This window comes from Bradyrhizobium nanningense, from assembly GCF_004114535.1.
In the GTDB taxonomy this organism is placed as follows: domain Bacteria; phylum Pseudomonadota; class Alphaproteobacteria; order Rhizobiales; family Xanthobacteraceae; genus Bradyrhizobium; species Bradyrhizobium nanningense.
In genome coordinates this window covers 188,012-213,183 of record NZ_LBJC01000005.1, presented here as the reverse complement: position 1 = coordinate 213,183, position 25,172 = coordinate 188,012, and the positions used below count along the sequence as shown (strand labels likewise).

The window sequence follows — 25,172 nt, the reverse complement described above, 5'->3', positions numbered from 1 at the left end:
CGGCCCGACAATCGCTTGCCGAGCCAAATGCACGCCCACTTCCATGACTATCGCCGAATACGGCAAAACGGTGGATTCGTTTCAAACGCAAACTAATTGGCCAAGCGCCGGACGATCACCGACGCATTGGTACCGCCAAAACCAAACGAGTTCGACAAGGCGACATTGACCTCACGCTTCTTGGCAATGTGCGGCACGAGGTCGATCGCGGTCTGCACCGACGGATTGTCGAGGTTGATGGTCGGCGGCACGACATTATCCCGAATCGCGAGGATGGCGAAGATCGCTTCGATCGCACCGGCCGCGCCGAGCAGATGACCCGTCGACGATTTCGTAGATGACATCGCGACCTTGGAGGCGGCATTGCCGAGCAGACGCTCGACGGCGCTGAGCTCGATCTCGTCACCGAGCGGTGTCGAGGTGCCGTGCGCGTTGATGTAGTCGAGATCGGACGCGGTGAGGCCAGCGCGCTTGAGCGCCGCCGACATGCTGCGGAAGCCGCCATCGCCATCGGGCGAGGGCGAGGTAATGTGATAGGCATCGCCCGAAAGACCATAGCCGATCACCTCGGCATAGATCTTCGCGCCGCGGCGCCTGGCGTGCTCGAGCTCTTCCAGCACGAGGACGCCGGCGCCCTCGCCCATCACGAAGCCGTCGCGGTCCTTGTCGTAGGGACGCGAGGCCTTCTCGGGCGTGTCGTTGAAGCCGGTCGAGAGCGCGCGCGCGGCGTTGAAGCCGGCGATACCGATACGGCTGATCGGCGACTCGGCGCCGCCTGCGACCATCACGTCAGCATCGCCCAGCGCGATCAGGCGGGCGGCATCGCCGACCGCATGCGCGCCGGTCGAGCAGGCCGTGACCACCGAATGGTTCGGTCCCTTCAGGCCGTGCGCGATCGAGACATAGCCGGAGGCAAGATTGATCAGCCGGCCGGGAATGAAGAACGGCGACACCCGGCGCGGTCCGCGCTCCTTCAGGAGGATCGCGGTGTCGGCGATGCCGCTGAGGCCGCCGATGCCGGATCCGATCATGGTTCCGGTCGCGCACTTGTCCTCTTCGGACTCGGGGTGCCAGTTGGCATCGTCGAGCGCCTGGCCCGCCGCGGCCATGCCGAAGATGATGAAGTCGTCGACCTTGCGCTGGTCCTTCGGCTCCATCCACTTGTCGGGATTGAAGGTGTCGTTCGTGCCGTCGCCGCGCACGACGGTGCAGGCGTATTTTGTCTGAAGATCGGAGACATCGAAGCTCTCGATCCGGCGCGCGCCGCTTTCGCCGTTGAGGATGCGTTTCCAGGTCGGTTCGACGCCGCAGCCGAGCGGCGACACCATGCCGAGACCAGTGACGACAACCCGCCTCATATCCGAAAACTCCGCATCGAAAGACTCACGGCCAATAACAAGAAACCGGCTGACCGCTGCGAAGCGGCCCGTCCGGTTTCAATGTTGTCCCCGCGAAAATGAAGAGCCTTAGCTCTTCGCGTTCTTCTCGAGAAACTTCGTGGCATCGCCGACGGTGAGAATCGTTTCCGCGGCGTCGTCCGGAATCTCGCAACCGAATTCCTCTTCGAACGCCATCACCAGCTCGACGGTGTCCAGACTGTCGGCGCCGAGGTCGTCGATGAAGCTCGCAGCGTCGACAACCTTCTCGGGTTCAACACCAAGGTGTTCGACCACGATCTTCTTAACCCGCTCGCCAATGTCACTCATTGCTTAACCTCGTGTTGTTCCCTGTAGACCCGACCCCCCGGGACGATACGAGCCGTCGTGGTCGTGTTACTTGCCTTCGCTTACGAACTTTGATTTGGCCCCATCTAACCGATACAGGGCCCGGCGAACGACGGCCAAGGCTCCGCATCGCCAATATACAGGGTTTCAAAAACCTGCAATGGCGTTCTTTGCCCATCCGTTGAAGGTCCGGTTATCACACTTCAATTGCCTTGACTACAAGCCTCATTTCGCTCCGGAAACGGCCGTTTGCCGCATCCCGCGCCGCCGATGTGGGCAGTGCGGAACGAAGGCCTCAGATCATGGCCATGCCGCCGTTGACGTGGATGGTCTGGCCGGTGACGTAGGCTGCTTCGTTCGAACTCAGGTACACGGCCGCCGCCGCGATGTCCTCGGGCGTCCCCAGACGGGCAGCCGGAACCTTGGTCAGAATCGTTTCGCGCTGCTTGTCGTTGAGCGCGTCGGTCATCGGCGTCTTGATGAAGCCCGGCGCGATGCAGTTCGCGGTCACGCCGCGCTTGGCGTATTCGGCCCCTAGCGTCTTGATCATGCCGATCAGGCCCGCCTTCGAGGCGGTGTAGTTGCCTTGTCCGGGATTGCCGGTGACGCCGACCACCGAGGTGATGGCGATGATGCGGCCGAAGCGCTTGCGCATCATCAGCTTGGTCGCGGCACGCGCGAGGCGGAAGGTCGCGGTCAGATTGACGTTGATGACCTCCTCCCAGTCCTCGTCACGGAGCTGCACGAAGAGATTGTCGCGGGTGATGCCGGCATTGGCGATGAGGATGTCGACCTGGCCCATTGCCGCTTCCGCAGCCGGCACCAGCGCTTCGACCTCGTCGGCCTTGGAGAGATTGCAGGGCAACACAAAGACGCGTTCGCCAAGCTTGCCGGCAAGCTCGTCCAGCACCTCCTTGCGCGTTCCGGAGATCGCAACGGTCGCGCCCTGCGCGTGCAGCGCCTGCGCAATCGCGCCGCCGATGCCGCCGGTGGCGCCGGTGACGAGCGCCTTTTTGCCAGTCAGATCGAACATCGATAACTCCTCAACCCTGCTTCGCGGCGGCCAAGGCATCCTTGGCGGCGGCAATGTCATTGGGACCGCCGACCGCAACGCCGACGGCGCCGTCCGCAATGCGCTTGACGAGACCGGTCAGCACCTTGCCGGCGCCGATCTCGAAGAAACGGGTGACGCCCTGCCCTGCCATATAGGCAACCGACTCGCGCCAACGCACCGTTCCCGTGACCTGCTCGACCAGGCGGCGGCGAATCTCGTCGGGGTCGGTGATGGCGCTCGCCAGCACGTTCGACACCAGCGGCGCGGCCGGCGCCTTGATCGTGACTTTCGAGAGCGCCTGCGCCATGGCGTCGGCCGCGGGCTGCATCAGCTTGCAATGGAACGGGGCGGACACCGGCAGCAGCATCGCGCGCTTGGCGCCCTTGGTCTTGGCGATCTCGACGGCGCGATCGACGGCGGCCTTGTCGCCTGAGACAACCACCTGACCGCCGCCATTGTCGTTGGCGGCCTGGCAGACCTGCCCCTGCGCCGCTTCATTGGCGACCGCCATGGCAGCCTCGTAGTCCAGACCAAGCAGAGCGGCCATCGCGCCGGCGCCGACCGGCACGGCCTTTTGCATTGCGAGACCGCGGGTGCGAAGCAGACGGGCGGTATCCGAAACCGTCAGGCTGCCGGCCGCAGCCAGCGCCGAATATTCACCGAGGGAGTGGCCGGCGACGAAGGCCGCGTCTCGTCCCACGGAAAAACCGGCCTCGGCCTCCAGCACGCGCAGGGTGGCGATAGACACCGCCATCAGCGCCGGCTGGGCGTTTTCGGTGAGCTGAAGGGTTTCGGCCGGGCCATCCCAGATGATGGCCGTCAGCTTCTCGGAAAGCGCGGCATCGACCTCGTCGAACACGGCGCGCGCCACCGGAAACGCGTCGGCCAGAGCCTTGCCCATGCCAACCGCCTGGGACCCCTGCCCCGGAAATGTGAATGCTGCCGTCATCGGCGCTCCCTGCTTGTCGGGCACGATCCCTCTTAAGAACCGGCAGCCGATTACGCGCGGCCTTGGGCCATGGTTCCGGATCACGCTCCAAAGGGGGCCGTAGACACTGTCCGGGGCGGGACTGTCAAGCCGAGATGGGAACCCCGGCCGGCATTCAATTGGGGATACGCCGCTTCAAAACCCGCCAGCGGTCTGATTGCCATCGACCTTCGCCCCGGCCTGCGCACGGCGCGCGCTGTTCACCAAGCGACCCGGCCGATCGTCCCGGTCGGGCTTCGCCGTCGCCAGCCGCAGCACCGCGGCATAGCCCGGCTGCACTTCCATGCGGCCCGCATGCCGGCTTGCGCTCAGCAGCCGATGCACCTTCGGCAAATTGTAGCAGGGCACGTAGAACAGCAGATGATGCTCGAGGTGATAGTTCACGTAGTACGGGGCGATGAACAGGCGCTCGAGAAAATTGGCATGCGTGGTGCGGGTATTGCGCAAGGGATCGCTGCTGTCGGGGACGACGGCATGTTCGGCGATATTACGGATACGGGTGATGACCATCATCCAAGTCAGGAGCGGCACCAGCCATAACAGCGGATAGGCCCACCATACGCCGGCCGCCGCGCACGCGGCGAACATCACGGCATTGACGATGCATTGCGGACCGAGCTTGTCCCAGAAATGCGCCAGGCGCTGACGCCATGGCCAGTCCTTCGAGCCGAGCGCGTTGAGCAGTTGCGCCTTGCGCTGCTGGAAGCCGGTCTGTCCGGTAATGTCGCGAATGAACTTGCGGCGATAGCTCAGCTTCGTGATCGGAAACGGCGCCGACAGCACGAGATCGGGATCATCCTCCTGCTGCGTGCGCGCATGGTGCTGCAGGTGGTAACGCCGGTAGCTGCGCGTCTCCGCAAACAACGGATAGGCGCAGAACCATTGGCTCAGGGTCAGATTGATTTTCTCGTCTGCGGACAGGCAGCCATGCGCGCCGTCATGCATCAGGATCGCAAGGCCCAGCTGGCGCGAGCCGATGATCGCGACAGCGAGGACATAGGTGACCGGATTGGGCCACCATGCGACCAGAGCGATCGCCCCGATGATCAGCGCCCAGGCGTGCGCGATCAGCGCAACGCCTTTCCAGGTCACACGCTGGCGCACGTCGGCAAGCTGGTCGTCGGTCAGGAAATCGCGGGCACGCATGCGAAGCGCGGTCATGGCCTAACTCTCCTCATCCGGAGTGGTCGTTGCGTCATGCTCCTCGACAAGGCGCAGCCGGGCCGTGTCGGTGGATTTCGCCTGCTCGCCGAGCACGCGCAGCATCTCGGCGCAAAGCGCCTCGGGCGAGCGGCCCATGGCGTAGCCTTCGAGAATGACACCGATGGCGACGGCCCAGAACCGCCGCGAGCTTTCGTCGGGCGCCCGCAGCGAGCGCCAGCCGTGCCGCGCCACCTGGCTCGCATAGGCGCGCGCGCCTTCGCCGTGCAGACGCTCGATCGTGCGCTCGACGAGCGGCGCCAGATCCTGCCGGCGCCGCGTCAATGTCAGCGCTTCGGCGAAGAAAGCGACGGAATCGCTCGCCGTCACGGTCTGCGCCAGCGCATGGGTGTATTCCCGTGGCGTCCGCGCCTTCAGCGCCGCCTGCTCGGTCGCACGTGCCAGATACAAGAGGTCGCGGCAGGCGCATTCGACGAACAGCGCCTCCTTGGTGCGGAAGTAATAAGTGATCTGGCTCGGGAATGCGTCCGCTGCGGCCGCGATGTCGGTGATCGCCGTGCCCGACAGCCCCCGCTCCCGGAACAGCGGACTTGCCGCATCCAGCAGCAAGGAGCGCATCTTGCGGCCGGCCGACCGTGTGGCGCGCGCGGTGTGCTTGGGGTCGCCAGTCGAAGTCTCGAACGGAGCCTGAATCGATTCACCCGTCATCAGTACCTCCCGACCCGTTATTTGTATGGCATACAAACAAATAAATCAAGCCGGTATGCGAGGGTGGGTTTGGCGACCCGACCAGCACCGTTTCGCCAGAAGCGAGGCGTTCAAACCTTGCCAAGTCAGCCAAAATCCGTATAAGGCGCGCATCCGCAGACCCCGGCCGGGAGCTGAACGGACGGTCTCAGCAAATCCTTCGTGATTTTGGTGTGGCAGGGCCAGTCGGCCCGTCGTCCCGTGTTTCCGCCTTCTGAGCTTAATCCCAGAGTCCTTTCCGAAGGCCTCTTAAGGGCTTGACGCCGGGCGATGCGCCAACATGAGGAAAGGACCACCATGGCTCTTTATGAGCATGTTTTTCTCGCGCGTCAGGACGCGAGCACGCAGCAGGTCGAAGAGCTGACTGCGCAGATGACCGGCATCGTCGAGGGTCTCGGCGGCAAGGTCACCAAGACCGAGAATTGGGGCGTGCGCTCCCTCACCTACCGTATGAACAAGAACCGCAAGGCGCACTTCGTGCTGCTCAACATCGACGCGCCGTCCGCGGCGATCGCCGAGATCGAGCGCCAGGAGCGCATCAGCGAAGACGTGATCCGCTACCTCAGCGTCCGCGTCGAGGAACTCGAGGAAGGCCCGTCCGCGATGATGCGCAAGGCCGACCGCGACCGCGAGCGTGACGACCGTGGCGGCGGCTTCCGCGATCGTGAAGGCGGCGGCTTCCGTGGCGACCGCGAAGGCGGTTTCCGTGGTGGCGATCGCGACGGTGGTGGCTTCCGCGGTGATCGCGGCCCGCGCCGTCCTCGCGACGAAGCTGAAACCACGACGACGGATGGGGAGTAAGAACAATGGCTGAAGCTGGTGCACGCCGCCCGTTTTTTCGTCGTCGCAAGAGCTGCCCGTTCACGGGCGCCAACGCTCCGAAGATCGACTACAAGGACTCCAAGCTCTTGATGCGTTACGTCTCCGAGCGCGGCAAGATCGTGCCGAGCCGCATCACGGCGGTGTCCGCGAAGAAGCAGCGTGAGCTCGCCCGCGCCATCAAGCGCGCGCGGTTCCTGGGCCTGCTGCCCTACGTCATTCGCTAAGATGACCAATTCGGCCGGCGGCCTCGAGCCGCCGGTCGCAACTTTTTCGAACTCATAAGGCTTCCGGGTCGTCCGGTCGCCGATGGTTGGGGCGAAATGCCTCTAACCGCTCGAAGGGAGCGGGACAGCTGATGATGCCATTTGTGCTGATCGCCCTGATCGCCGGCGCTGCGTCGGCCCTGATGTTCGCCTCGATCATTTCGGGCGCGCTGATCTCGCTCGTCCTGTTCTATCTCGCACCGCTGCCGCTGATGGTCGCCGCGATCGGCTGGGGACCGCTTTGCGCCAGCCTCGGCGGCATCGCTGCTGCGATCGGCCTCGGCGCCCTGTTCGGCCTGCCCTATTGCATCGCGTTCGCCGTCACTGTCGCCCTTCCCGCATGGTGGCTCGGCCATCTCGTGCTGCTCAGCCGTCCCGTCGGACCTGGCGCGCTGGACGACGCCACCGAACCGCCCGCCGAGCCTGAGCTCGAATGGTATCCGGTCGGCCGCATCCTGCTGTGGCTCGCCGGCTTCGCCGCGCTGACCACGATCGCCGCCCTGCTCACGCTCGGGACCGACGCCGACACCATCCTCGGCACGCTGCGGCGCGGCCTGATGCGCCTCCTCCGGGCCACCGACCCGCAAGGCTCCGGCGAAGCCGGTCAGTTCGTCGACGCGCTGGTGCGCATCGCACCGGCCGGGGCCACCATCATCGCGATGATGACGCTGACCCTCAACCTCTGGCTCAGCGCCAAGATCACGGCGACGTCGGGCCGGCTGCGGCGCCCGTGGCCGGACATGATGACGGCCGAGCTGCCGCCGATGACGCTGGTGGCGCTCTGCATCGCGCTCGCCTTCTGCTTCACCGGCGGGCTGCTCGCGATCGTCGCTCAGATCGCCGCGGCGGCGCTGATGATGGGCTATGCGCTGACCGGCTTCGCCGTGCTGCACACCCTCACGCTGGCGATGAAGAGCCGCACGTTCTGGCTCGGCTCGACCTACGCCGTCGTGGTCGTGTTCGGATGGCCCGTGATCGCGATGGTGATCCTCGGCCTTGCGGACGCCGTGTTCGGCTTCCGCGAACGTTTCCTGCGCAGCCGGCAACCGCCGCCGCTGCCGACCCCTTGAGTTCAACCCCGAAACCGAAACCAAGAGAGCACTTCAAAAGGAGAACGAATATGGAAGTCATTTTGCTGGAACGCGTCAACAAGCTCGGCCAGATGGGCGAAGTCGTGAAGGTTCGCGACGGCTACGCCCGCAATTTCCTGCTCAAGCGCGGCAAGGCGCTGCGTGCCACCGCCGACAACCGTTCCAAGTATGACGGCATGAAGGCCGAGCTCGAGGCCCGCAACCTCCAGGCCAAGGGTGAGGCGTCCAAGGTCGCCGAGAAGATCAAGGACAAGAACATCATCGTGATCCGCCAGGCCTCGGAAGCCGGCCAGCTGTTCGGCTCGGTCACGGTGCGCGACATCGTCATGGCGTTCGAAGCCGACGGCGTCCACCTCGACCGTCCGCAGGTGCAGCTCGACGCGCCGATCAAGACCATCGGCAAGCACACGGTCATCGTTGCCGTTCACCCCGAGGTCGAGGTCGAGATCACCGTCACGGTCGCCCGCAGCCAGGACGAGGCCGAGCGGATCAACCGCGGCGAGGACATCTCGACCCGCAACGAGGACCGCGACGCGGCCGCCGAGGCGATCGCCGCCGCCGGCGAGTTCTTCGATCCGGAAGCCGAGCACGACGAGGTCGAGCCGGCGGCGGCCGCGGAAGAGAAGTAACTCCAACATTGTCATTCCGGGATGGTCCGAAGGACCAGACCACAGGTGCGCAATTGTGCACCGGGGAATCTCGAGATTCCGGGTTCGATGCTTCGCATCGCCCCGGAATGACCAACAAAAAGGCTCGGTCGCCTCAGGCGGCCGGGCTTTTCGTTTTCGCGGCAACGTCCTCGCTCAACATCGCGATCGAGGCCAGCGCCGTTGCCGTATGCTTCTCGACACCGTCGCTGACGCAGAACACGTCGGCCGCAACCACCGAGACCTGACGGCCCGGCTTGATCACCCGGGCGCGGCAGATCAGCTTCTCGCCGACCGCGGGCGACAACAGGTTGAGCTTGTATTCCGCCGTCAGCGCCGGTTGGCCGCGCGAGGTGGCGGCTGCGATCGTCGTGGCGTTGTCGACCAGAAAGGCGGTCACGCCGCCGTGGAAGAAGCCATGCTGCTGCAACAGCTCCGGCCGGCGATCCACGGCAATCGTGCAGGTCCCGCGCGACAATTCCGAAAGCTCGGCACCGACCAGGTTCATGAAGCCCTGCCGGCCGACATTGGCATGAATGCGCTCGGCAACGGCTGCGAATTCGGGATCTGCTTCGGCGCGCATGCAGTCTCTCCTTATTGCTTGTTGATGCGATCGGGCGGCCGTAGCGCACGGATGGCGCAGGCGATCAGCGTGTCGGCCTCGACGCGCGGATCGGCGCGGTCCCGTCCCGACAGGAAGGCGCGGCAGAAAATCTGCGCCGGACCGATGAGCTGGCTGACGAACATCGCCGGCGTCATCGCCAAGAGCTCGCCGTTTGCAACCAGCGGCGCGCGCCAGCGCTCGATGCCTTCAGTGAGCCGCGCATTCTGTGCGCGCTGGGCGTCGCGAACGTCCTCGCCCCACTCGCTGCGCGAAATCTCGAAGAGGTAGCGCGCCTCGCGACGGCTGGTCACGACCCAGCCTAGATGTGCCCTGATCAAGCGATCGATTCCATGCTCTGCACCCGGGGCGGGATGGAGCGCGACCAGCACCGCGGCGTGGTAGTGCCGCAAGACCTCCAGGAACAGCGCACCGGCAAGCTCCTTCTTCGAGCCGAAGGCGTGGAAGAAGCTGCCATTGGAGGCGCGCGCCCGGCTGCGGATCGCGGCCACCGTCGCAGCTTCGAAGCCGACGCGGTCGAACACGATCAGCCCGGCCGCCAACAGGTCGTCTCGCACGCTCGTCGTCATCGACGCCTCCTAGAGTATTACTCTAGAGTAAAGCTCCAATCCTGGTCAATACAGTGCGGAGGCCGCGACGAGCGCGGCCTCCGCATCTCGATCGAAAACGAGCTGGCTTAGCGCGAGATCGGCGGCGCTGGAGGCCCGGAGGACTCGGCTGGCGGGGCCGCGGCGGTCGCGGGCGGTGCCGGCTCCTGCGGCTTGGCCGCCGGTTCAGAGCTGGCAGCCGGCGCGGCGGGCTTGGGAGCAGCCTCTTCCGCCGGTTTGGGCTCGGCAGGCTTCGCGGCCGGTGCAGCCGGCGTCACCGCCGGGACCGGATCTGGCCGCAGAGCCGGAGTCTCGCTGCCGCGGGATTCGACCTTGGCGCTGTCAGGCTTGATCTCGACTGGTTTCTCGGACGCCTTGCTGCTGTCGGGCTTGGCCTCGTCGCGGCCGGGCTCGACCTTGGCTGCGTCGGGCCTGGTCTCCGGCTTGGTCTCGGGCTTGGGCTCGCTCTTCTCTTCAGTGGCTGGCGCAGCGGCGTCGAGCTTCGGCGTCTCTCCGGCGGCGGGCTTGCCGCGGCGCTTGCCCTTGCGTCCCTCGGGCGAGGCTTGCCCCTCGGGCTTCGCGCCGTCCTCGGCCGGCCGCGCCGCACGCTTCTGACGGGCGCCCTCGGCCGCCGGAGCAGCAGCCTCGCCCTCCGGCCTGGCGGCGTCCTGGGCGCGCGGGCGGCGGCCCTGATGCTCGCCCGCCTGCCCCGGAGCGGTGTTGGCTTCCTTGTCCCTGGCGCCGTCCTTCTTGTCCTTGCCGTCCTTGGCCTGGAAGCGGGCGTCGGTGGCGCCGTTGGAGACGAGATAGGAGGCGAGAATGCCCGCCATGTCCGAGCTCGTGGTGTAGTGCTGGCGCAGGAAGCCCGGCAGCGAGCCCGGCGCGACGGACTTCAGAAGCCCGCGCGGGCTCTTGTGGCACGCGTTGCAGGTCTGCGCGAAAATCTGAGACGGGGTTTTGCCGGCCTCGAGGTTCGTCGCCTGCGCAAGGACGGTATCGGTCGCGCCGAAGCCGATCAGAAGCAGTACCGTCGCGAGGCTGAGCGCTCGGCTCGACATTCCCATCATCTCCATTGAATTCCGAGGGGTGCCGCCGGCCTCCGGCGCGGCGGCGGGTCACCTTTTATCCGATTGGGCCGCGAATGGAAGCAGCCTCCAAGCGCAAGGATGTGATTAAGCGCTTTTCGAATATCGGCTGTGAACTCAGCGCAATAGCGCAACCCGCCCCCGCACCCTAGATTTAGATGCAAGCGCATAGGAACCGCTGCGGCGCCTGGGCGTCAGATGTGAAGGCCGGGTTAGTCGCATCTTTCGGGTTCGCTCGAGAGGAAATGTCGATGGACCGTTTGTTACGTAGATTCCTGTCTCAATTCATCCGCCGCGGGTCGATGACGGTGACCGGCTCCAGTGGATCGAAGTTCACCGTCGGCGACGGCACCGGCGAGCCGGTCGCGGTGCGCTTCGGCACCGCAGAGGCGGAGCGGAAGATCCTCGTCAATCCCGAGCTCGGGCTTGGTGAGGCCTATATGGATGGCGAGTTCATCGTCGAACGCGGCACCATCGCCGATGCCCTCGCGATCCTGCTCGATCAACCCGACCTATTGCCGCAATGGGCCAAACCCTGGTGGCATCTGCGCTATCTGACGCGGCACCTGAAACAGTTCAATCCGCGCTCGCGCTCCCGCCAGAACGTCGCGCATCATTATGATCTCGACGCCCGGCTCTATTCGCTCTTCCTGGACGCCGACAAGCAATACAGCTGCGCCTATTTCGAGACGCCGGAAAGCACGCTCGACGACGCGCAGCTTGCCAAGAAACGGCACATCGCCGCCAAACTGCTCATCAAGCCCGGCCAGCGCGTACTCGACATCGGCTCCGGCTGGGGCGGGCTCGGGCTCTATCTCGCCGAGACCACGGGCGCCGATGTCACGGGCGTGACGCTGTCGACCGAGCAGTTGCAGATCGCCAATGCGCGCGCGGCCGAAAAGGGCCTGACCGGCTCGGCCAGATTCCTGCTTCAGGACTATCGCGACGTCGCCGGCCCGTTCGACCGCATCGTCTCGGTCGGCATGTTCGAGCATGTCGGCGCCCGCTTCTACGACACCTACTTCCAGCGCTGCGCCGAGCTGCTCAGCGAAAACGGCATCATGCTGCTGCATTCGATCGGCCGTTCGCAGGGCCCGGATTCGACCAACCCCTGGATCGCCAAATACATCTTCCCCGGCGGCTACATCCCGGCCTTGTCGGAGGTGCTGCCGGCGATCGAGCGCGCCGGCCTCCTGGTCTGCGATATCGAGATCCTGCGCCTGCACTACGCGGAAACGCTGAAAGCCTGGCGGGAACGTTTCATGGCGCGGCGTGAGGAGGCCGTACAGCTCTACGACGAGCGCTTCGCGCTGATGTGGGAATTCTATCTGGCGGCCTGCGAGATGACGTTCCGCAAGCAAGCCATGATGAACTTCCAGATCCAGCTCACGCGCCGCCAGGGCGAGGTGCCGATGACCCGCGACTACTTGCCGCGCGAAGAAGCCCGGCTGCGCGCTCACGAAGGCGTGGCCAGGCCGAGGCTCAAATTGGCTGGTGAATAGCTTCTAGTGACGCAGGGTCGAAATCGGGGGGCACCGGACGAGGGCCGTTAACGCCAGTTGCGCCCGCAGTTCACGTAGGATTTCGGGAGCGACAGGCTGGCAACGCACTTCGGGTCGTTCAGCGTGCTCCATGGCCGCAATCAGTCCCGACAGCCAAAGCCGGCTACCTGCCTCGCTTCGCCAAATCTGGTGCTGCCGTTCTGGCCGCATCGCTTGCCTCGTTCCCTGTTGGCGGGCCGTGGGAGACAATTCCCTGCCCGTCCGCCTGTTCCGCTCATAGCCCCGAAAGAATCCGGGAGGATGTGATCCAGTTCACATAAGTCCGGTCGGGCCTGGCTTAGACCGTCGCCATGAGCAAAGAGACCCGAACCTCATTCGACGTGCAGGACGACCTCCGCACTGATTACGCCCTGATCATTACCGGCGTCGGGGCGGCTCTGGTTGCGCTGGTCTACCTCCTGCTGGTCTGAACCCGAGCCGGAAGCGCGCCGGCGTGCGCCTTTTCGCGCGCTTCTTGATTAGGTCTGCACGCCAATCCATAAAGTTCATGATTTCAGGATCTTTCCATGGCGCGGCCGCATCCGGGCCGGAGCGGGTTCCGCGAAAATCCGTCAAGCGCGGCGCGTGCTGCGACTGCTAATCATCCACCATTTTAACTGAGCGGTTGATAGCGGTCAGCTTTCGCTTCCGCTTTGACCTGCGGCGGCGCTTTATCCCGGCCCCGCATCCGCCCAAGAAAATTGCTAAGCACGTCCGACCATGGCCCTGACTGATTCGAACGTTCTCAAACTCGCACCCGACGCCGGAACTCCCGCCTATCGGAGCGCTCCGCATAATATCGAGGCGGAACAGAGCCTTCTGGGCGCGATCCTGGTCAACAACGATGCCTTCTACCGCGTCTCCGACTTCCTGGAGGCGAAGCATTTCTTCGAGCCGCTGCACCAGACCATCTTCGAGACCGCCGGCAGCCTGATCCGGATGGGCAAGATCGCGACGCCCGTCACGCTGAAGACGTTCCTGCCCGCCGACACCGATGTCGGCGGCATGACCATCGGGCAATATCTTGCGCGGCTCGCCGCCGAAGCGACCACCATCATCAACGCTCAGGATTACGGCCGCACCGTCTACGACCTGTCGCTTAGGCGCGACCTGATCGGCATCGGCGAAGACATGGTCAATGTCGCCTATGACGCTCCGGTCGACTTCCAGCCCCGGGCGCAGATCGAGGACGCCGAGCGCAAGCTTTACGAACTCGCCGAATCCGGCCGCTATGACGGCGGCTTCCAGAAATTCTCGCAGGCACTGGCAGTCGCGGTCGATCTCGCGGCCAAGGCGTTCCAGCGCGACGGCAAGCTGTCCGGCATCTCGACGGGCATGCGCGACCTCGACACCAAGATGGGTGGCCTGCAGCACTCCGACCTCATCATCGTCGCGGGCCGTCCCGGCATGGGCAAGACCTCGCTGGCGACCAACATCGCCTACAACGTCGCCCAGGCCTATGTGCCGGAGCTCCAGGCCGACGGCACCATGAAGGCCGCCAATGGCGGCGTCATCGGCTTCTTCTCCTGCGAAATGTCGGCCGACCAGCTCGCCACGCGTATCGTCGCCGAACGCACCGGCGTCCCCTCCTCCCAAATCCGCCGCGGCGGCATCTCGGAAGCCGATTTCGAGAAGATCCGGGAGGTCTCGATCGAGCTGCAGTCGCTGCCCTTCTACGTCGACGCCACCGGCGGCCTGTCGATCGCGCAGCTGATGGCGCGGGCGCGCCGGCTGAAGCGCCAGAAGGGCCTCGATCTCCTCGTGATCGACTACATCCAGCTGCTCTCGGGCTCGGGCAAGCGAAGCGACAATCGCGTGCAGGAAATCACTGAGATCACGACGAGCCTGAAGGCGCTGGCCAAGGAGCTCAACGTTCCCGTGATCGCGCTGTCGCAGCTCTCGCGCCAGGTGGAATCGCGCGACGACAAGCGGCCGCAGCTCTCCGACTTGCGTGAATCCGGATCAATCGAGCAGGACGCCGACGTCGTGCTGTTCGTTTACCGCGAGGAATATTACCTCGCGATGAAGGAGCCGCGCCCAGGCACGCCTGAACACGAGAAGTGGCAGCTTGACATGAGTCTTGCGCATGGAAAGGCCGAGGTCATCATCGGCAAGCAGCGCCACGGCCCGACCGGCACCGTCGATTTGGCGTTCGAAGCCTCAGTCACGCGGTTCGGCGACCTCGCGCCTGACAGTCAGCTCCCCGCGCGCAGTGGCAACGACTACTGAGTTCCTTGAACAATATCTGCCTCTTGCGTAAAACGGCGCCATGACAATGGCGTCCGATCCGAAAATGAACCCGCAATCCGGCCTTCTCTCCGCGGAGGCCAATCAGGCTGCCGCGCTCGCCGCTTATGGCGGCGTGCTGACCGTCGATCTCGACGCCATCATCGCCAACTGGCGCAAGCTCGAGAAGACGGCGGTGCCGGCCGAATGCTCGGCGGTGATCAAGGCCGACGCCTATGGCTGCGGTGCCGAGCAGATCGCGCGTGCGCTGAACAAGGCCGGCTGCCAGACCTTTTTCGTCGCCACCATCGAGGAAGCGCGCAAGGTGCGCGCGGCCGTCCCGGAGCCCACGATCTACGTGCTCGGCGGCTATTTCCAGAACACCGGCGAGCACTACGCCAAGATCAATTGCCGCCCGGTGATCGGCGACCTCAACGAGCTTGCCGAATGGGACGTGTTCTGCCGTCGCACCGGCTGGACCGGCGGCGCGGCGGTTCACATCGACACCGGCATGAACCGGCTTGGCCTCACGCTTGCAGAAGCGCAGGCCATCATTCCCCGCATCAACGCCGGCGATCACGGCATCACCCTGGTGATGAGCCATCTGGTCTCGGCCGAGCAGCTCAACAGCCCGGTGAACGCCAGGCAGCTCGCCGCCTTCCGCAGCATCGCCAGCGAATTCTCCGGCGTGCCGGCCGCGCTCGCCAATTCCTCCGGCATCTTCCTGGGCGCGCCCTTCCAGTTCGACCTGGTGCGGCCGGGGGCTGCGCTCTACGGCGTCAACCCGACGCCGGAGGCCGACAATCCGATGCAGCAGGTGGTCGACCTCAAGGCGCGCATCGTGCAGACCCGCACCATCGAGCGCGGCGAGAGCGTCGGTTATGGCGGCACCTGGACCGCACGGCGGCCGACGAAACTCGCGATCATCGCGGTCGGTTATGCCGACGGCTATTTCCGCGCCGCCAGCTCCAATGACGGCACCCGCGGCGCCGAAGTCATCGTCGCCGGCAAGCGCTGTCCGGTCGCGGGACGCATCTCTATGGACCTCATCGCGATCGACATCACCGATCTGCCGCCAAATGCGGCGCGGCGTGGCCATATGGTGACGCTGCTCGGCGAGGGCATCACCGTCGACGAGCTCGCACATCATTTCGGCACCATCGGCTATGAAGTGCTGACCAGCCTCGGCCACCGCTACGCGCGACTCTACAAGGGCGGCAATGTGGAGGAGCCGCTGGCGAAGCCGGAGCCCGCGTCGAACGCCACGCAGCCGCCCTCGCCGCCACCACTCGAGCAGCCCGCCGCCCCGCCGCCGCTGCCGGGCTAGACGTCGCGCACGTGCCCCGGACGCAGCGCAGTGCGCCCCTGGCGATGCGAAGCATCGTCCAGCACGCGGTGCGCTGCAGAGCCGGGGCCCATCTCGCTACATTCTGACCGTGTTGCCCTTCTGGGTCCCGGCTCGCACTAAGTCCGGGACACGGAAGGGATCGCTTACTTCTTCTTCCTGTTGTCCAGCGCCTCTTTGCAGGTCGCGCTGAGCTGATCGCGCTTGTCGGTGAGGCAGGCGACGACTCGGCCGCCACCGGGCGCGATGCCGGCGCAGAATTTGTCGTAGTCTGCCTTGCAGGCACCGCGCGGGTCGGACGATTGTGCCGACGCGAGCCCGGAGAGCGCGACGGCGACGACGATGACGGCAAAGTTCAACTTGGACATTGTATCTCCGGGTACGGAAGGCAGGAGCCGGTAGCTCTACATGAAGATCGCGACATTCAACATCAACAACATCAACCGCCGCCTGCCCAATCTCTTGGCGTGGCTGCGCACGGCGAAGCCCGATGTCGTCGCGCTTCAAGAATTGAAGGCAAGTGATGGCGAATTTCCGGCGGCCGCGATCGAAAAGGCCGGCTATGGCGCGGTGTGGCGCGGACAAAAGACCTGGAACGGGGTCGCCATCCTCGCACGCAAGGCTACGCCGATCCTGACCCGCGACCGCTTGCCCGGAAGACCTGGCGATCACGAAGCCCGCTACATCGAGGCCGCCGTGCGCGGCATCATCGTCACCAGCATCTATCTGCCGAACGGCAATCCGCAGCCGGGTCCGAAATTCGACTACAAGCTGGACTGGTTCGCGCGCCTCAAGCGCCACGCCAATACTTTCATCAAGCAGGATCTGCCCGTCGTGCTTGCCGGCGACTACAACGTCGCGCCAACGGAGATCGACATCTATCCGACGCGCTCATGGGACAAGGATGCGCTGGTCCAGCCCAAGAGCCGCGCGGCATTTGCCTCGCTGGTCTCACAGGGCTGGTGCGATGCGATCCGCGAGCAGCATCCGGAGCGGCGCATCTACACGTTCTGGGACTACAAGCGGAACCGCTGGCCGCGCGATGCGGGCCTCAGGCTCGATCATCTCCTGCTCAGCCCTGCCCTTGCCTCACGGTTGGCGAAGGCTGGTGTCGACAGAGACGTGCGCGGCGAGGACGGTGCGAGCGATCACGCGCCGGCATGGGTGGTTTTGAAATAGCCACGATGACGGTGCCGTAGGTGAGCAAAGCGGAGCGTGCCCACCATAATTCGCTTACCGAGACAGGTGGTGGGCGCGGCGCAAGTGCGCCTTTACCCAGCCTACAAAAGAGTGTGGTTCACCGTCCGTAATATTCCTGAACCGTATCCCACGCCGCCTTCTGCAGCAATTGCCTCGTCCCGGCGTCCAGCCCCACGATCGTGTATGCATTGTCGACCGGCGAACGTCCCGTCACCGCCGCGAACGTCACGCATGCCGCAAGGTACGTGCCCGCCGGACTCGGATGCCGCTTGTCCGGCGCGTAGAGATTGAGTTCCGGCTGCAGCTTGCGCACGCGCGCGAAGGCAAGACCTGCGGGAATGACCAGTGCATCGTTGGCATTGCCCGCGGTCGTATAAGCCTCGGCCAATGCCTCCGTCATCTCGGGCTTGTCGGCATAGGCCCAGGACATGAACAGCGCCGGCCGCATGCCGTGGGTGCGGACGATCTCGCTGTCTTTCTTCGCGAAGGTCGTGAACGCATCCTTCAATTGCGGATGGATCGGGCACTGGCTGCAATCCATCATCACGACGGTGTCGTACTGCCGGCCCGGCTTGTTGAAGATGACGTTGTTCTGCTCGTCGAAGGAATAGGCGCCGAGGCCGGCCGGCCGCAGCAAATTGTCCATGTCGTGCCAGTCGAGGCCGGAGCCGCCGATGGTCACCATGGTGTTGCGGTACGCCCTCTTGTTTGCGGGATCGGCAGCCCGCTCCATGAAGGTGAGATGCCCGGGCATGCCGTTGTTGTAGTAGAAGAAGCTGTTGCCGACGAACAGCACGGCCTTTGGGAAGTCAGGTCCGAGCGATGTCACCTTCGGCTTGGTCTGCGCCTCTGCGTTGAATCCGGCTACAACGGCCAGACACATTGCGAGCATCACTCGCGCAAAAAGACGCATGGCTTCCTCCCTATTCTTCAGAGCCGGGACCAAATCAGCTTTTCAAAATCGCCTCAAGAGCACCAACACGCGGCGGACATGCGCCTTGCATGCTCACCACAGATTCTTCCCGTCGATCACGTTGACCGGCACCGCCTCGAGATCGAAATCGTCGAACAGCCGCGCATTCACCGCGACCTTGGGATTGTCGAAGTCGGGCTTGCCGGTCGACCAGTCCGGTGACTCCGAATAGGTGCCGCAGCCGCAATTCGCGCAGAAATGGTGTTTGACCGTGCGGCTGCCCCAGAGATAGGTCGCGACATTGTCCAGCGGTGACAACAGGCGAAACTGCGCCGGCGTGTAATAGGCCCACAACGCGCCGCGCTTGGCGCAGAGCGAACACGTGCAGCGCGTGACGTTCGAGGGCGCCTCCGTCACCTCGAACACCGTCTCCCCGCAATGACAGCTTGCCTCGATCGGCATGACCCGCTCCCCGTTTTGTCAGGGGATGGTCGTAGCCAGCCCCTGCTGCCAACATGCTGTCAGCAGCGCGACGCCTGAACAAGAAATACGAAAACAACCCCATGCAAAGTAGCCAGCCTCAGTTGATTCAATGACTTACGGGTATTCCGAAAGTCCCCAGCCCCGGCCTGAAATGCCTCGAGTCCGTCCCGAGACCGGCATGGCCCATGCGCCATGCAAATAGGTTCCTTCGCCGGGGACGGATCGCTCGCGCCGCTGCCAGCGGCTAAGCTCTCCCGATTCCCGGAGCGTTCTTCGTGGCCTTTCTCTTCGTCCTCGCGGTCGGCCTCATCGCCGGCACCATATCAGGCATCGTCGGCACCGGCTCGTCGATCATGCTGATGCCGGTGCTGGTCTATGCCTATGGGCCGAAGGAGGCCGTGCCGATCATGGCGGTGGCTTCCGTGATGGCGAATTTCTCGCGCATCCTGGCCTGGTGGCGTGAGGTCGACTGGCGGGCTTGCGCGGCCTATTCGGTCACGGGCATTCCGGCCGCGGTGCTCGGCGCGCGAACGCTGCTGGCGCTGCCTTCGCATGCCGTCGACCTCGCCATCGGCGCCTTCCTGATCGCGATGGTGCCGGTCCGGCACTGGCTGGCGCGGCACGATTTGAAGGCCAATCTCCGGCACCTTGCGATCGGCGGCGCGATCATCGGCTATCTCACCGGCATCGTCGTCTCCACCGGCCCGCTCAGCGTGCCGCTGTTCCTGTTCTATGGCCTCAGCAAAGGGGCGTTTCTTGCCACCGAGGCCGCCTCCTCGCTCGGTCTCTACTTTGCGAAGTCGGTGACCTTCGAACGTTTCGGCGCGCTGACCGGCGATGTCTTCATGAAGGGCCTGATCGCGGGCGCCTCGCTGATGTCGGGCGCCTTCATCGCCAAGCGCTTCGTGCTGCACCTGAAGCCGGACATGTTCCGCCTGCTGATGGACGCAATCATGATCGCAGCCGGGCTCTCGATGCTGTGGAACGCGACGCAGTCCTGATCGCGCTCAGGCGAATTCGGGCGCGATCGAGGGGCTGTCGACGAGGACGCAGCTGTTGGCCGCCGGCTGCCCCTCGAGCCATTGCAGCACGGCGTCGAGCGGCTGCGGCCGCTGATAGAAATAGCCCTGCCCGAACCTCACGCCCATCTCACGCATGGCCGCGGCCTGTTCGGCGCGCTCGATGCCCTCCGCGACCAGAGTGAGCCCCAGCGTGCCGGCGAGCGATGCGATCACGCCGACGATCGCCTTGTCTTCGGCGCTATCGGGAATCTCGCTGATGAACGCCTTGTCGATCTTGACCTTGTCGAGCGGGAAGCGCCTGAGATGAGCGAGCGAGCTGTAGCCGGTGCCGAAATCGTCGAGCGCGATCGTGGCACCGAGGCGGCGCAGGCGATGCAGCGTCTCGGCGGCGCTGGCGATATTGTTGATCAGCGAGCCCTCGGTGATCTCGAGCTCCAGCAGCGATGCCGCGACATCGAAGCGCGCGCAGGTCGCGCGCAGCTCGGCGGCGAGCGAATGGTCGGCGAGCTCGGACGGCGGCAGATTGATCGCGATCCGGATCTGCGGCCTGCCGGCGGCGGCAAGCCGTTGCAGCGCCCAGCAGGCGTCGGTCAGCACGTAGCGGGTCAGTCGTGCATTATTGCCGCTGCGCTCGATCAGCGGCAGGAATTCGGCCGGCCCGATCACGCCGTGTTCGGGATGACGCCAGCGGATCAACGCTTCCAGGCCGACCACGTCGTGGCTTTCGAGGTCGACCTGACTCTGGTACCAGACCTCGAACTGTCCCTCGGCAAAGCCCGCGGGAATGGCGAGCTCGAGATCCCTGCGGCGGCGATAGTCGCGCTGAAGCGCTTCATCCAGCACCGCGACCGTGCCCGGCGCCTTGCTCTTGGCATGATAGAGCGCGATATCGGCCAGCGTCGGCAGATGCGACAGCTCCGGATCGTCAGCGCGGCGCACGGCAAGGCCGATGCTGGCGCGCGGTACCACCTGCTTGTCGTGGAGCCGGATCGGATCGGAAATGGCGTCCAGCACCTGCTGTGCGAATGCGTGCGCCGAGGCTTCGTTGCTCACCTCGGGACGAATGACGACGAATTCGTCGCCGCCGAGCCGGGCGACCCAATCTTCCGCTTCGACCGCGCGACGAAGACGCTGGGAAATCTGAACCAGGAACTTGTCGCCGGCCTCGTGGCCGAAAGTGTCGTTGATGCCCTTGAAGTCGTCGAGATCGATGAAGCAGAACGCGACCAGCGCGTCCGGCCTGCCTCCATCGCGGCTCGCGACGGCCAGACGCTCGGTCAGGGAGCGCCGGTTGGGGAGCCCCGTGAGCGGATCGTGCGCGGCCATGTGTCCGAGCCGGTCGAGCGCGCCTGACGTCGTATGCTGCATGGCGTTGAAGGCGCGCGCGAGCTGGCCGAATTCGTTCGAGGATGTGACGTCCGCCGGATAGGCCCGGCCATCCTGCTTGCTGCGCTGGATCGCCGACATCATGGCCGCCAGCGGCCTGCCGATGAAGATGTTGGCGGAAATCCGCATCGCGATCAGGGTCGCGAAGGTTGCGAGCAGGCCGACGACCAGCAGCAGCACCAGCCGGCTGCCCGCGTCGGCGGAAAGCGCCGCATGGGAATAGGCGATCGCGATGCGACCGGCCTGAACGGCCATGTTGCCGTTGCTGTAGTGGATCGGACGCGAGACCTCCGCGACCGCCTGGCCTTCGGGGTGCGCCACCACGCGGGCAATCGCCGCGCCCGTATCGTCATAGACGGTCGCCGCCGCGATGGTCTCGTCGTGCATGATCTCGTTGAGCACGCCCGTGACCTGGTCGTAGCGCATCTTCCAGAGCGGCTCGGCGATCAACTCGGCCCGGCTCTCGGCGACGCGGGCCATGCGGGCGTCGAGCTGCCTGATCTGCGACCAGAAGCTCGAAGCCTCGACGCCGGCCGAGGCGAGCAATTGCACCAGCAGCAGAACGGGGACGGTGGCCCAGATCATGGCGCGGACGACGGAGCGCAAGCGCGGCGGCGCGGCCTCGTCGTTGCGTCCGGGATCGGTCATCGCCTCGTCCTTGCGCATCAGTCTGCGGCGCCTTCGGGAAGCGGCAGGGACGAAATGAGCGCGTCGAGGGAAAAGTCATAGTGACCGCAGCGTCCGGCCTTCGCCCGGAACTTCGCGAAGTCGATCCGGTCGAACGCGCGCGTCTTGATGAGATCGCCGACCGAGGCGAGATTGTCGCGCGTGATTGCTGAGGTCTTGACCTCGACGCGGGGTGAAACTGCCGCGAAATCGCAGCCGTCGGCATAGTCGCGCAGCAGGACGATCGACCAGCCGCCGAGCAGGAAATGCCCGCCGTCGGTCAGCAGCAGGCGGCCTGCCCTGATCTCGCGTAGCGCATCCTCCGACCAGTTGAGGCCGACCAGCTGGATGTCGCGGCCGGGCACGAGGCCGGCGGCGACCACGGCGCGCAGCGCGCCGAGCGCCATCGGATCGTTTCCGGCCCAGATGCCGGCGGGCCGGATCTCCTTGCGCGAGGCCCAGCCCAGATAATTCGTCGTGACCTGCTCGGCCTCCGACTGCGTCCAATTGGCGAACAGCAACCGGTCCACCACGACGTCAGGCGCGGCATCCACCGCGAGCTTGAGACCGGCATTGCGCGCGATCGAGGCGGGCGTGATCTCGTCGCCGCCGATGCCGAGAAGATGGATCTTGCCGTCCGCGCTCTGCCATTTCTCGGTACGCGCCGCCGCGATCAGGGCATTGGCCATCCGTGCGCCCGCGGTCTGAAGGTCGGTGGTGATGTCGCCGAGCCAGGTCTTGAGCTTTTGCCGCGGCGGTCCAAGACGCGCCGCATCCTCGCCGATCAGCGTGTTCGAGAGCAGCAGCGTCTTGACGCCCGCAGCCTCGGCCGCCTCCAGGATCGGAACGGCGGCGGATTCCTCGTTCGACAGGATGAGGAAATCGGGCTTGTCGCGACGTGCCACCACGCCGAGGCCGAGCTCCTGCATGGTGCGGTAGTTGCGTTCGCTGGTCAGCACCTCGACATGCGCGTCGAGCTTGCGGCCGGCGGCCTGCATGCTCTGCGCGACCATGTCCCAGAAGACCTCGCCGGTCTTGCCGGGATTGACGAAGACGATGTCGAGGGGCTTGGCAAGGGGCTTGGCAAGGCTACGGCCGGCAGACGCGAAAGCGCCGCAGGCCATGCCCGCAGCGAGCAATATTCGCAGGAATCCCGTCATTTCGCTTCGCCCGCCCCTGATGGTTCCGAGGTTGGACCCACGTCCGCTAACATTTCGCAAAATCCACCGGGCCACAGCGGCACAGAGCTAATGAAAGGTTTATCTGCCGTTCCGGATTGAGATAATCGAAGCGCCGGCGATCACCCCGCCATTCCGTGCTATCAGCAAGCTGAAACCTCGACTCATCCGTCCCCATGGCCAAGAACACGCTTTCCTTCGTCTGCCAGAACTGCGGCGCGGCCTATAACCGCTGGCAGGGCAAGTGCGAGTCCTGCGGCGAGTGGAATACGCTCGCCGAGGAGGACACCAGCGGCAGCGTGCCCGTCTCGATTCGCTCCAGGCGCAAAGGGCGGACGTTCGCGCTGGAGAGCCTCGCCGGCAAGAGCCCGGACGCGCCGCGCCTGTCCTCAGGCATGACCGAGCTCGACCGCGTCACCGGCGGCGGCTTCGTCCGCGGCTCGGTGCTGCTGGTCGGCGGCGATCCCGGCATCGGCAAATCGACGCTGCTGACGCAGGCGACCAGCCTGCTGGCGCGCGCCGGCCACCGCGTCGTCTACATCTCCGGCGAAGAGGCGGTCGCGCAGGTGCGCCTGCGCGCCGAGCGGCTCGGGCTGTCGGATGCGCCGGTGCAGCTCGCGGCCGAGACGTCTGTCGAGGACATCGTCTCGACCCTGTCGGAGGGCGCGGTGCCCCGGCTGATCGTGATCGACTCGATCCAGACCATGTGGACCGACACGGTGGAATCGGCGCCCGGCACGGTGACGCAGGTGCGCGCCTCGGCGCAGGCGCTGATCCGTTTTGCCAAGAAAAGCGGCGCGGCCATCATCCTGGTCGGCCATGTCACCAAGGACGGCCAGATCGCCGGTCCCCGCGTGGTCGAGCACATGGTCGACGCCGTGATGTCGTTCGAGGGCGAAGGTTCGCAGCAATTCCGCATCCTGCGCGCCGTGAAGAACCGTTTCGGCCCGACCGACGAGATCGGCGTGTTCGAGATGACGGGGCTGGGCCTGCGCGAGGTCACCAACCCCTCGGAGCTGTTCCTGTCCGAGCGCGATCTCGGCACGCCCGGCACCGCAGTCTTCGCGGGTATCGAGGGCACGCGGCCCGTTTTGGTCGAATTGCAGGCGCTGGTGGCGCCGACCTCGCTCGGCACGCCGCGGCGCGCGGTGGTCGGCTGGGATCCGAGCCGGCTGTCGATGGTGCTGGCGGTGCTTGAGGCCCATTGCGGGGTCAAGCTGTCCGGCCACGACGTCTATCTGAACGTGGCGGGCGGCCTGCGCATCCAGGAGCCGGCAGCGGACCTCGCCGCGGCGGCGGCGCTGGTGTCATCCCTGGTTAACGCGCAATTGCCGACCGATGCGGTCTATTTCGGCGAGATCTCGCTGTCCGGCGTGGTTCGCCCGGTGGCGCAGACGCCGGCCCGGCTGAAGGAAGCCGCCAAACTCGGCTTTCAGCGCGCCGTACTGCCCGAATCGGCACGCGGCGAGAGCGGCGGCGATGCCGGATTGTCGCTGAATGCGGTCAATAGCCTGACGACCTTGGTGGCCGAGATCGCCGCCCGCGGCTCCCGCCGGGGCGAATCGAACGCGCCGGCAGAGAAAAATGCCACACCAGCAAGATTCCGCCGCGGAGAGGGTTAGGTGGAGGTGACGCCGGAGGCCCCCGCCGCTATACAGCCGTCACAAAAGCAGCATGGGATTGCGTGGTTGCGGCCTTGCCGGGAACGCCGTCTGCCCCTCTTTTAAGGCAGCGGCCAAGCACCGATTCGCTGAGCACCTTTGAAGTACGAGCGGACCAGACCAGCCGATGCCAGTAACACTCCTCGACCTGATCCTGCTCGGTGTGATGCTGATCTCGGGCCTGCTCGCCATGGTCCGCGGCTTCATGCGCGAAATCCTCTCGATCGCAGCGTGGGGCGCGGCCGCGATCGTGACGCTCTACTCCTTCTCCAAGCTGCTGCCGACCGCCAAGACCTATTTCAACAACGACACCGTCGCGAGCGTGGTCGTCGTCGCGGGCGTGTTCGTCGGCACCCTGGTCGTGGTCTCCGTGATCACGGTCCGAATCTCCGACATGATCCTGGATTCGCGCATCGGCGCGCTGGACCGCACCCTCGGCTTCCTGTTTGGCCTGGCTCGCGGGCTTTTGATCGTCGTGGTCGCCTTCCTGTTCTTCACCTGGCTGGTGCCGGACAAGCAGCGCCCGGACTGGGTCACGGGGGCCAAGTCCCGCGTGGTGCTCCAGGGAACCGGGGATTGGCTGATGGCCCTCTTGCCTGACGACCCCGAGAACACCATCTTGAAGAGATTCAAGAAAAACAAACCAGATGATGATCAAGCTGATTCCGAGCAGCAGCCTTCGGGCGGTGGCGACGGATACAGTAAACCTGCTCGCGACAGTTTGAAGAAACTGATCGAGAAACCTGCGGCGCGTTGATTG

25 protein-coding genes are annotated in these 25,172 nt (G+C 65.2%); 11 read left to right on the top strand and 14 right to left on the bottom strand.

Translation table 11 applies throughout. The features are described from left to right. Nucleotides 1-92 precede the first annotated feature (92 nt). From fabF to XH84_RS02675, 6 genes are all read right to left on the bottom strand, one after another. Nucleotides 93-1,358: a beta-ketoacyl-ACP synthase II gene (gene fabF, locus XH84_RS02700; RefSeq protein ID WP_128917552.1), complete on the bottom strand. Its 1,266-nt coding sequence runs from the start codon at nucleotides 1,356-1,358 to the stop codon at nucleotides 93-95. A gap of 108 nt (nucleotides 1,359-1,466) precedes the next feature. After that, complete coding sequence (locus tag XH84_RS02695; protein WP_008130699.1) at nucleotides 1,467-1,706, bottom strand: acyl carrier protein; 240 nt, start codon at nucleotides 1,704-1,706, stop codon at nucleotides 1,467-1,469. A 313-nt stretch (nucleotides 1,707-2,019) separates the two neighbouring features. Beyond that, nucleotides 2,020-2,757, bottom strand: a complete 738-nt coding sequence (fabG, locus tag XH84_RS02690) for a 3-oxoacyl-[acyl-carrier-protein] reductase (RefSeq protein WP_126258275.1) — start codon at nucleotides 2,755-2,757, stop codon at nucleotides 2,020-2,022. A 10-nt stretch (nucleotides 2,758-2,767) separates the two neighbouring features. Further along, a complete protein-coding gene (gene fabD / locus XH84_RS02685; RefSeq protein ID WP_128917553.1) occupies nucleotides 2,768-3,727 on the bottom strand; it encodes an ACP S-malonyltransferase in 960 nt (319 codons plus the stop codon). Nucleotides 3,728-3,901: 174 nt separating this feature from the next. Next, complete coding sequence (locus tag XH84_RS02680) at nucleotides 3,902-4,927, bottom strand: fatty acid desaturase family protein (RefSeq protein WP_128917554.1); 1,026 nt, start codon at nucleotides 4,925-4,927, stop codon at nucleotides 3,902-3,904. A 3-nt stretch (nucleotides 4,928-4,930) separates the two neighbouring features. Further along, nucleotides 4,931-5,635, bottom strand: a complete 705-nt coding sequence (locus XH84_RS02675; RefSeq protein WP_128917555.1) for a TetR/AcrR family transcriptional regulator C-terminal domain-containing protein — start codon at nucleotides 5,633-5,635, stop codon at nucleotides 4,931-4,933. Nucleotides 5,636-5,971: 336 nt separating this feature from the next. Here XH84_RS02675 and rpsF point away from each other — a divergent pair, with 336 nt between their 5' ends. The 4 genes from rpsF to rplI all read left to right on the top strand — a co-directional run bounded on the left by rpsF (nucleotide 5,972) and on the right by rplI (nucleotide 8,479). After that, entirely contained in the window at nucleotides 5,972-6,475 is a 504-nt protein-coding gene (gene rpsF, locus XH84_RS02670) for a 30S ribosomal protein S6 (RefSeq protein WP_128917556.1), read from the top strand. A 5-nt stretch (nucleotides 6,476-6,480) separates the two neighbouring features. Beyond that, the gene (gene rpsR / locus XH84_RS02665; protein ID WP_007592020.1) at nucleotides 6,481-6,720 is read left to right on the top strand and encodes a 30S ribosomal protein S18; all 240 of its coding nucleotides are present in this window, start codon (nucleotides 6,481-6,483) and stop codon (nucleotides 6,718-6,720) included. A gap of 131 nt (nucleotides 6,721-6,851) precedes the next feature. Then, nucleotides 6,852-7,829, top strand: coding sequence for a hypothetical protein (locus XH84_RS02660; RefSeq protein ID WP_128917557.1), 978 nt, complete (start codon nucleotides 6,852-6,854; stop codon nucleotides 7,827-7,829). Nucleotides 7,830-7,879: 50 nt separating this feature from the next. After that, nucleotides 7,880-8,479 (top strand): 50S ribosomal protein L9, encoded by a 600-nt coding sequence (rplI, locus tag XH84_RS02655; RefSeq protein WP_128917558.1) that lies wholly within the window; start codon nucleotides 7,880-7,882, stop codon nucleotides 8,477-8,479. 133 nt (nucleotides 8,480-8,612) lie between these two features. Here the strand turns inward: rplI and XH84_RS02645 are convergent, their stop codons facing one another. The 3 genes from XH84_RS02645 to XH84_RS02635 all read right to left on the bottom strand — a co-directional run bounded on the left by XH84_RS02645 (nucleotide 8,613) and on the right by XH84_RS02635 (nucleotide 10,764). Beyond that, nucleotides 8,613-9,080 (bottom strand): PaaI family thioesterase, encoded by a 468-nt coding sequence (locus tag XH84_RS02645; RefSeq protein WP_128948008.1) that lies wholly within the window; start codon nucleotides 9,078-9,080, stop codon nucleotides 8,613-8,615. An 11-nt stretch (nucleotides 9,081-9,091) separates the two neighbouring features. Further along, complete coding sequence (locus XH84_RS02640) at nucleotides 9,092-9,688, bottom strand: TetR/AcrR family transcriptional regulator (protein WP_128917560.1); 597 nt, start codon at nucleotides 9,686-9,688, stop codon at nucleotides 9,092-9,094. Between the two features lie 107 nt (nucleotides 9,689-9,795). Beyond that, nucleotides 9,796-10,764 carry a hypothetical protein gene (locus XH84_RS02635; protein WP_164935995.1) on the bottom strand — a complete coding sequence of 323 codons (969 nt, stop codon included), beginning with the start codon at nucleotides 10,762-10,764 and terminating at the stop codon, nucleotides 9,796-9,798. 278 nt (nucleotides 10,765-11,042) lie between these two features. Between XH84_RS02635 and XH84_RS02630 the strand changes: the two genes are divergently transcribed. The 3 genes from XH84_RS02630 (at nucleotide 11,043) to alr (ending at nucleotide 15,885) form a co-directional block, all read left to right on the top strand. Further along, the gene (locus XH84_RS02630) at nucleotides 11,043-12,293 is read left to right on the top strand and encodes a cyclopropane fatty acid synthase (protein ID WP_164935996.1); all 1,251 of its coding nucleotides are present in this window, start codon (nucleotides 11,043-11,045) and stop codon (nucleotides 12,291-12,293) included. Between the two features lie 759 nt (nucleotides 12,294-13,052). Beyond that, a complete protein-coding gene (locus XH84_RS02620; RefSeq protein ID WP_128917564.1) occupies nucleotides 13,053-14,561 on the top strand; it encodes a replicative DNA helicase in 1,509 nt (502 codons plus the stop codon). 46 nt (nucleotides 14,562-14,607) lie between these two features. Next, a complete protein-coding gene (gene alr / locus XH84_RS02615; RefSeq protein WP_164936019.1) occupies nucleotides 14,608-15,885 on the top strand; it encodes an alanine racemase in 1,278 nt (425 codons plus the stop codon). A 164-nt stretch (nucleotides 15,886-16,049) separates the two neighbouring features. Here the strand turns inward: alr and XH84_RS02610 are convergent, their stop codons facing one another. Beyond that, nucleotides 16,050-16,271, bottom strand: coding sequence for a cysteine rich repeat-containing protein (locus tag XH84_RS02610; RefSeq protein ID WP_128917566.1), 222 nt, complete (start codon nucleotides 16,269-16,271; stop codon nucleotides 16,050-16,052). 40 nt (nucleotides 16,272-16,311) lie between these two features. Between XH84_RS02610 and XH84_RS02605 the strand changes: the two genes are divergently transcribed. Beyond that, complete coding sequence (locus XH84_RS02605) at nucleotides 16,312-17,082, top strand: exodeoxyribonuclease III (RefSeq protein WP_128917567.1); 771 nt, start codon at nucleotides 16,312-16,314, stop codon at nucleotides 17,080-17,082. Between the two features lie 118 nt (nucleotides 17,083-17,200). Here the strand turns inward: XH84_RS02605 and XH84_RS02600 are convergent, their stop codons facing one another. Both XH84_RS02600 and XH84_RS02595 read right to left on the bottom strand, forming a co-directional pair. Beyond that, nucleotides 17,201-18,016 (bottom strand): SGNH/GDSL hydrolase family protein, encoded by an 816-nt coding sequence (locus XH84_RS02600; protein WP_128917568.1) that lies wholly within the window; start codon nucleotides 18,014-18,016, stop codon nucleotides 17,201-17,203. Between the two features lie 93 nt (nucleotides 18,017-18,109). After that, nucleotides 18,110-18,478 (bottom strand): GFA family protein, encoded by a 369-nt coding sequence (locus XH84_RS02595; protein WP_128917569.1) that lies wholly within the window; start codon nucleotides 18,476-18,478, stop codon nucleotides 18,110-18,112. Nucleotides 18,479-18,774: 296 nt separating this feature from the next. Here XH84_RS02595 and XH84_RS02590 point away from each other — a divergent pair, with 296 nt between their 5' ends. Then, nucleotides 18,775-19,500 carry a sulfite exporter TauE/SafE family protein gene (locus XH84_RS02590; protein ID WP_128917570.1) on the top strand — a complete coding sequence of 242 codons (726 nt, stop codon included), beginning with the start codon at nucleotides 18,775-18,777 and terminating at the stop codon, nucleotides 19,498-19,500. 6 nt (nucleotides 19,501-19,506) lie between these two features. On the opposite strand, the gene XH84_RS02585 is transcribed toward XH84_RS02590, so the two are convergent. After that, nucleotides 19,507-21,573: a putative bifunctional diguanylate cyclase/phosphodiesterase gene (locus XH84_RS02585; protein ID WP_128917571.1), complete on the bottom strand. Its 2,067-nt coding sequence runs from the start codon at nucleotides 21,571-21,573 to the stop codon at nucleotides 19,507-19,509. After that, complete coding sequence (locus XH84_RS02580; protein WP_128917572.1) at nucleotides 21,573-22,733, bottom strand: ABC transporter substrate-binding protein; 1,161 nt, start codon at nucleotides 22,731-22,733, stop codon at nucleotides 21,573-21,575. The genes XH84_RS02585 and XH84_RS02580 overlap by 1 nt, the downstream gene beginning before the upstream one ends. A gap of 194 nt (nucleotides 22,734-22,927) precedes the next feature. Between XH84_RS02580 and radA the strand changes: the two genes are divergently transcribed. Both radA and XH84_RS02570 read left to right on the top strand, forming a co-directional pair. Next, nucleotides 22,928-24,373, top strand: coding sequence for a DNA repair protein RadA (gene radA / locus XH84_RS02575; RefSeq protein ID WP_128917573.1), 1,446 nt, complete (start codon nucleotides 22,928-22,930; stop codon nucleotides 24,371-24,373). A 166-nt stretch (nucleotides 24,374-24,539) separates the two neighbouring features. After that, a complete protein-coding gene (locus XH84_RS02570; RefSeq protein WP_018646074.1) occupies nucleotides 24,540-25,169 on the top strand; it encodes a CvpA family protein in 630 nt (209 codons plus the stop codon). Nucleotides 25,170-25,172 lie beyond the last annotated feature (3 nt).

What these genes read in the sequence shown, in the direction of transcription:
- fabF (WP_128917552.1), bottom strand. Translation starts at nt 1,358, where the DNA reads ATGAGGCGGGTTGTCGTCACTGGTCTCGGCATGGTGTCGCCGCTCGGC.
- XH84_RS02695 (WP_008130699.1), bottom strand. Translation starts at nt 1,706, where the DNA reads ATGAGTGACATTGGCGAGCGGGTTAAGAAGATCGTGGTCGAACACCTT.
- fabG (WP_126258275.1), bottom strand. Translation starts at nt 2,757, where the DNA reads ATGTTCGATCTGACTGGCAAAAAGGCGCTCGTCACCGGCGCCACCGGC.
- fabD (WP_128917553.1), bottom strand. Translation starts at nt 3,727, where the DNA reads ATGACGGCAGCATTCACATTTCCGGGGCAGGGGTCCCAGGCGGTTGGC.
- XH84_RS02680 (WP_128917554.1), bottom strand. Translation starts at nt 4,927, where the DNA reads ATGACCGCGCTTCGCATGCGTGCCCGCGATTTCCTGACCGACGACCAG.
- XH84_RS02675 (WP_128917555.1), bottom strand. Translation starts at nt 5,635, where the DNA reads ATGACGGGTGAATCGATTCAGGCTCCGTTCGAGACTTCGACTGGCGAC.
- rpsF (WP_128917556.1), top strand. Translation starts at nt 5,972, where the DNA reads ATGGCTCTTTATGAGCATGTTTTTCTCGCGCGTCAGGACGCGAGCACG.
- rpsR (WP_007592020.1), top strand. Translation starts at nt 6,481, where the DNA reads ATGGCTGAAGCTGGTGCACGCCGCCCGTTTTTTCGTCGTCGCAAGAGC.
- XH84_RS02660 (WP_128917557.1), top strand. Translation starts at nt 6,852, where the DNA reads ATGATGCCATTTGTGCTGATCGCCCTGATCGCCGGCGCTGCGTCGGCC.
- rplI (WP_128917558.1), top strand. Translation starts at nt 7,880, where the DNA reads ATGGAAGTCATTTTGCTGGAACGCGTCAACAAGCTCGGCCAGATGGGC.
- XH84_RS02645 (WP_128948008.1), bottom strand. Translation starts at nt 9,080, where the DNA reads ATGCGCGCCGAAGCAGATCCCGAATTCGCAGCCGTTGCCGAGCGCATT.
- XH84_RS02640 (WP_128917560.1), bottom strand. Translation starts at nt 9,688, where the DNA reads ATGACGACGAGCGTGCGAGACGACCTGTTGGCGGCCGGGCTGATCGTG.
- XH84_RS02635 (WP_164935995.1), bottom strand. Translation starts at nt 10,764, where the DNA reads ATGTCGAGCCGAGCGCTCAGCCTCGCGACGGTACTGCTTCTGATCGGC.
- XH84_RS02630 (WP_164935996.1), top strand. Translation starts at nt 11,043, where the DNA reads ATGGACCGTTTGTTACGTAGATTCCTGTCTCAATTCATCCGCCGCGGG.
- XH84_RS02620 (WP_128917564.1), top strand. Translation starts at nt 13,053, where the DNA reads ATGGCCCTGACTGATTCGAACGTTCTCAAACTCGCACCCGACGCCGGA.
- alr (WP_164936019.1), top strand. Translation starts at nt 14,608, where the DNA reads ATGGCGTCCGATCCGAAAATGAACCCGCAATCCGGCCTTCTCTCCGCG.
- XH84_RS02610 (WP_128917566.1), bottom strand. Translation starts at nt 16,271, where the DNA reads ATGTCCAAGTTGAACTTTGCCGTCATCGTCGTCGCCGTCGCGCTCTCC.
- XH84_RS02605 (WP_128917567.1), top strand. Translation starts at nt 16,312, where the DNA reads ATGAAGATCGCGACATTCAACATCAACAACATCAACCGCCGCCTGCCC.
- XH84_RS02600 (WP_128917568.1), bottom strand. Translation starts at nt 18,016, where the DNA reads ATGCGTCTTTTTGCGCGAGTGATGCTCGCAATGTGTCTGGCCGTTGTA.
- XH84_RS02595 (WP_128917569.1), bottom strand. Translation starts at nt 18,478, where the DNA reads ATGCCGATCGAGGCAAGCTGTCATTGCGGGGAGACGGTGTTCGAGGTG.
- XH84_RS02585 (WP_128917571.1), bottom strand. Translation starts at nt 21,573, where the DNA reads ATGCGCAAGGACGAGGCGATGACCGATCCCGGACGCAACGACGAGGCC.
- XH84_RS02580 (WP_128917572.1), bottom strand. Translation starts at nt 22,733, where the DNA reads ATGACGGGATTCCTGCGAATATTGCTCGCTGCGGGCATGGCCTGCGGC.
- radA (WP_128917573.1), top strand. Translation starts at nt 22,928, where the DNA reads ATGGCCAAGAACACGCTTTCCTTCGTCTGCCAGAACTGCGGCGCGGCC.
- XH84_RS02570 (WP_018646074.1), top strand. Translation starts at nt 24,540, where the DNA reads ATGCCAGTAACACTCCTCGACCTGATCCTGCTCGGTGTGATGCTGATC.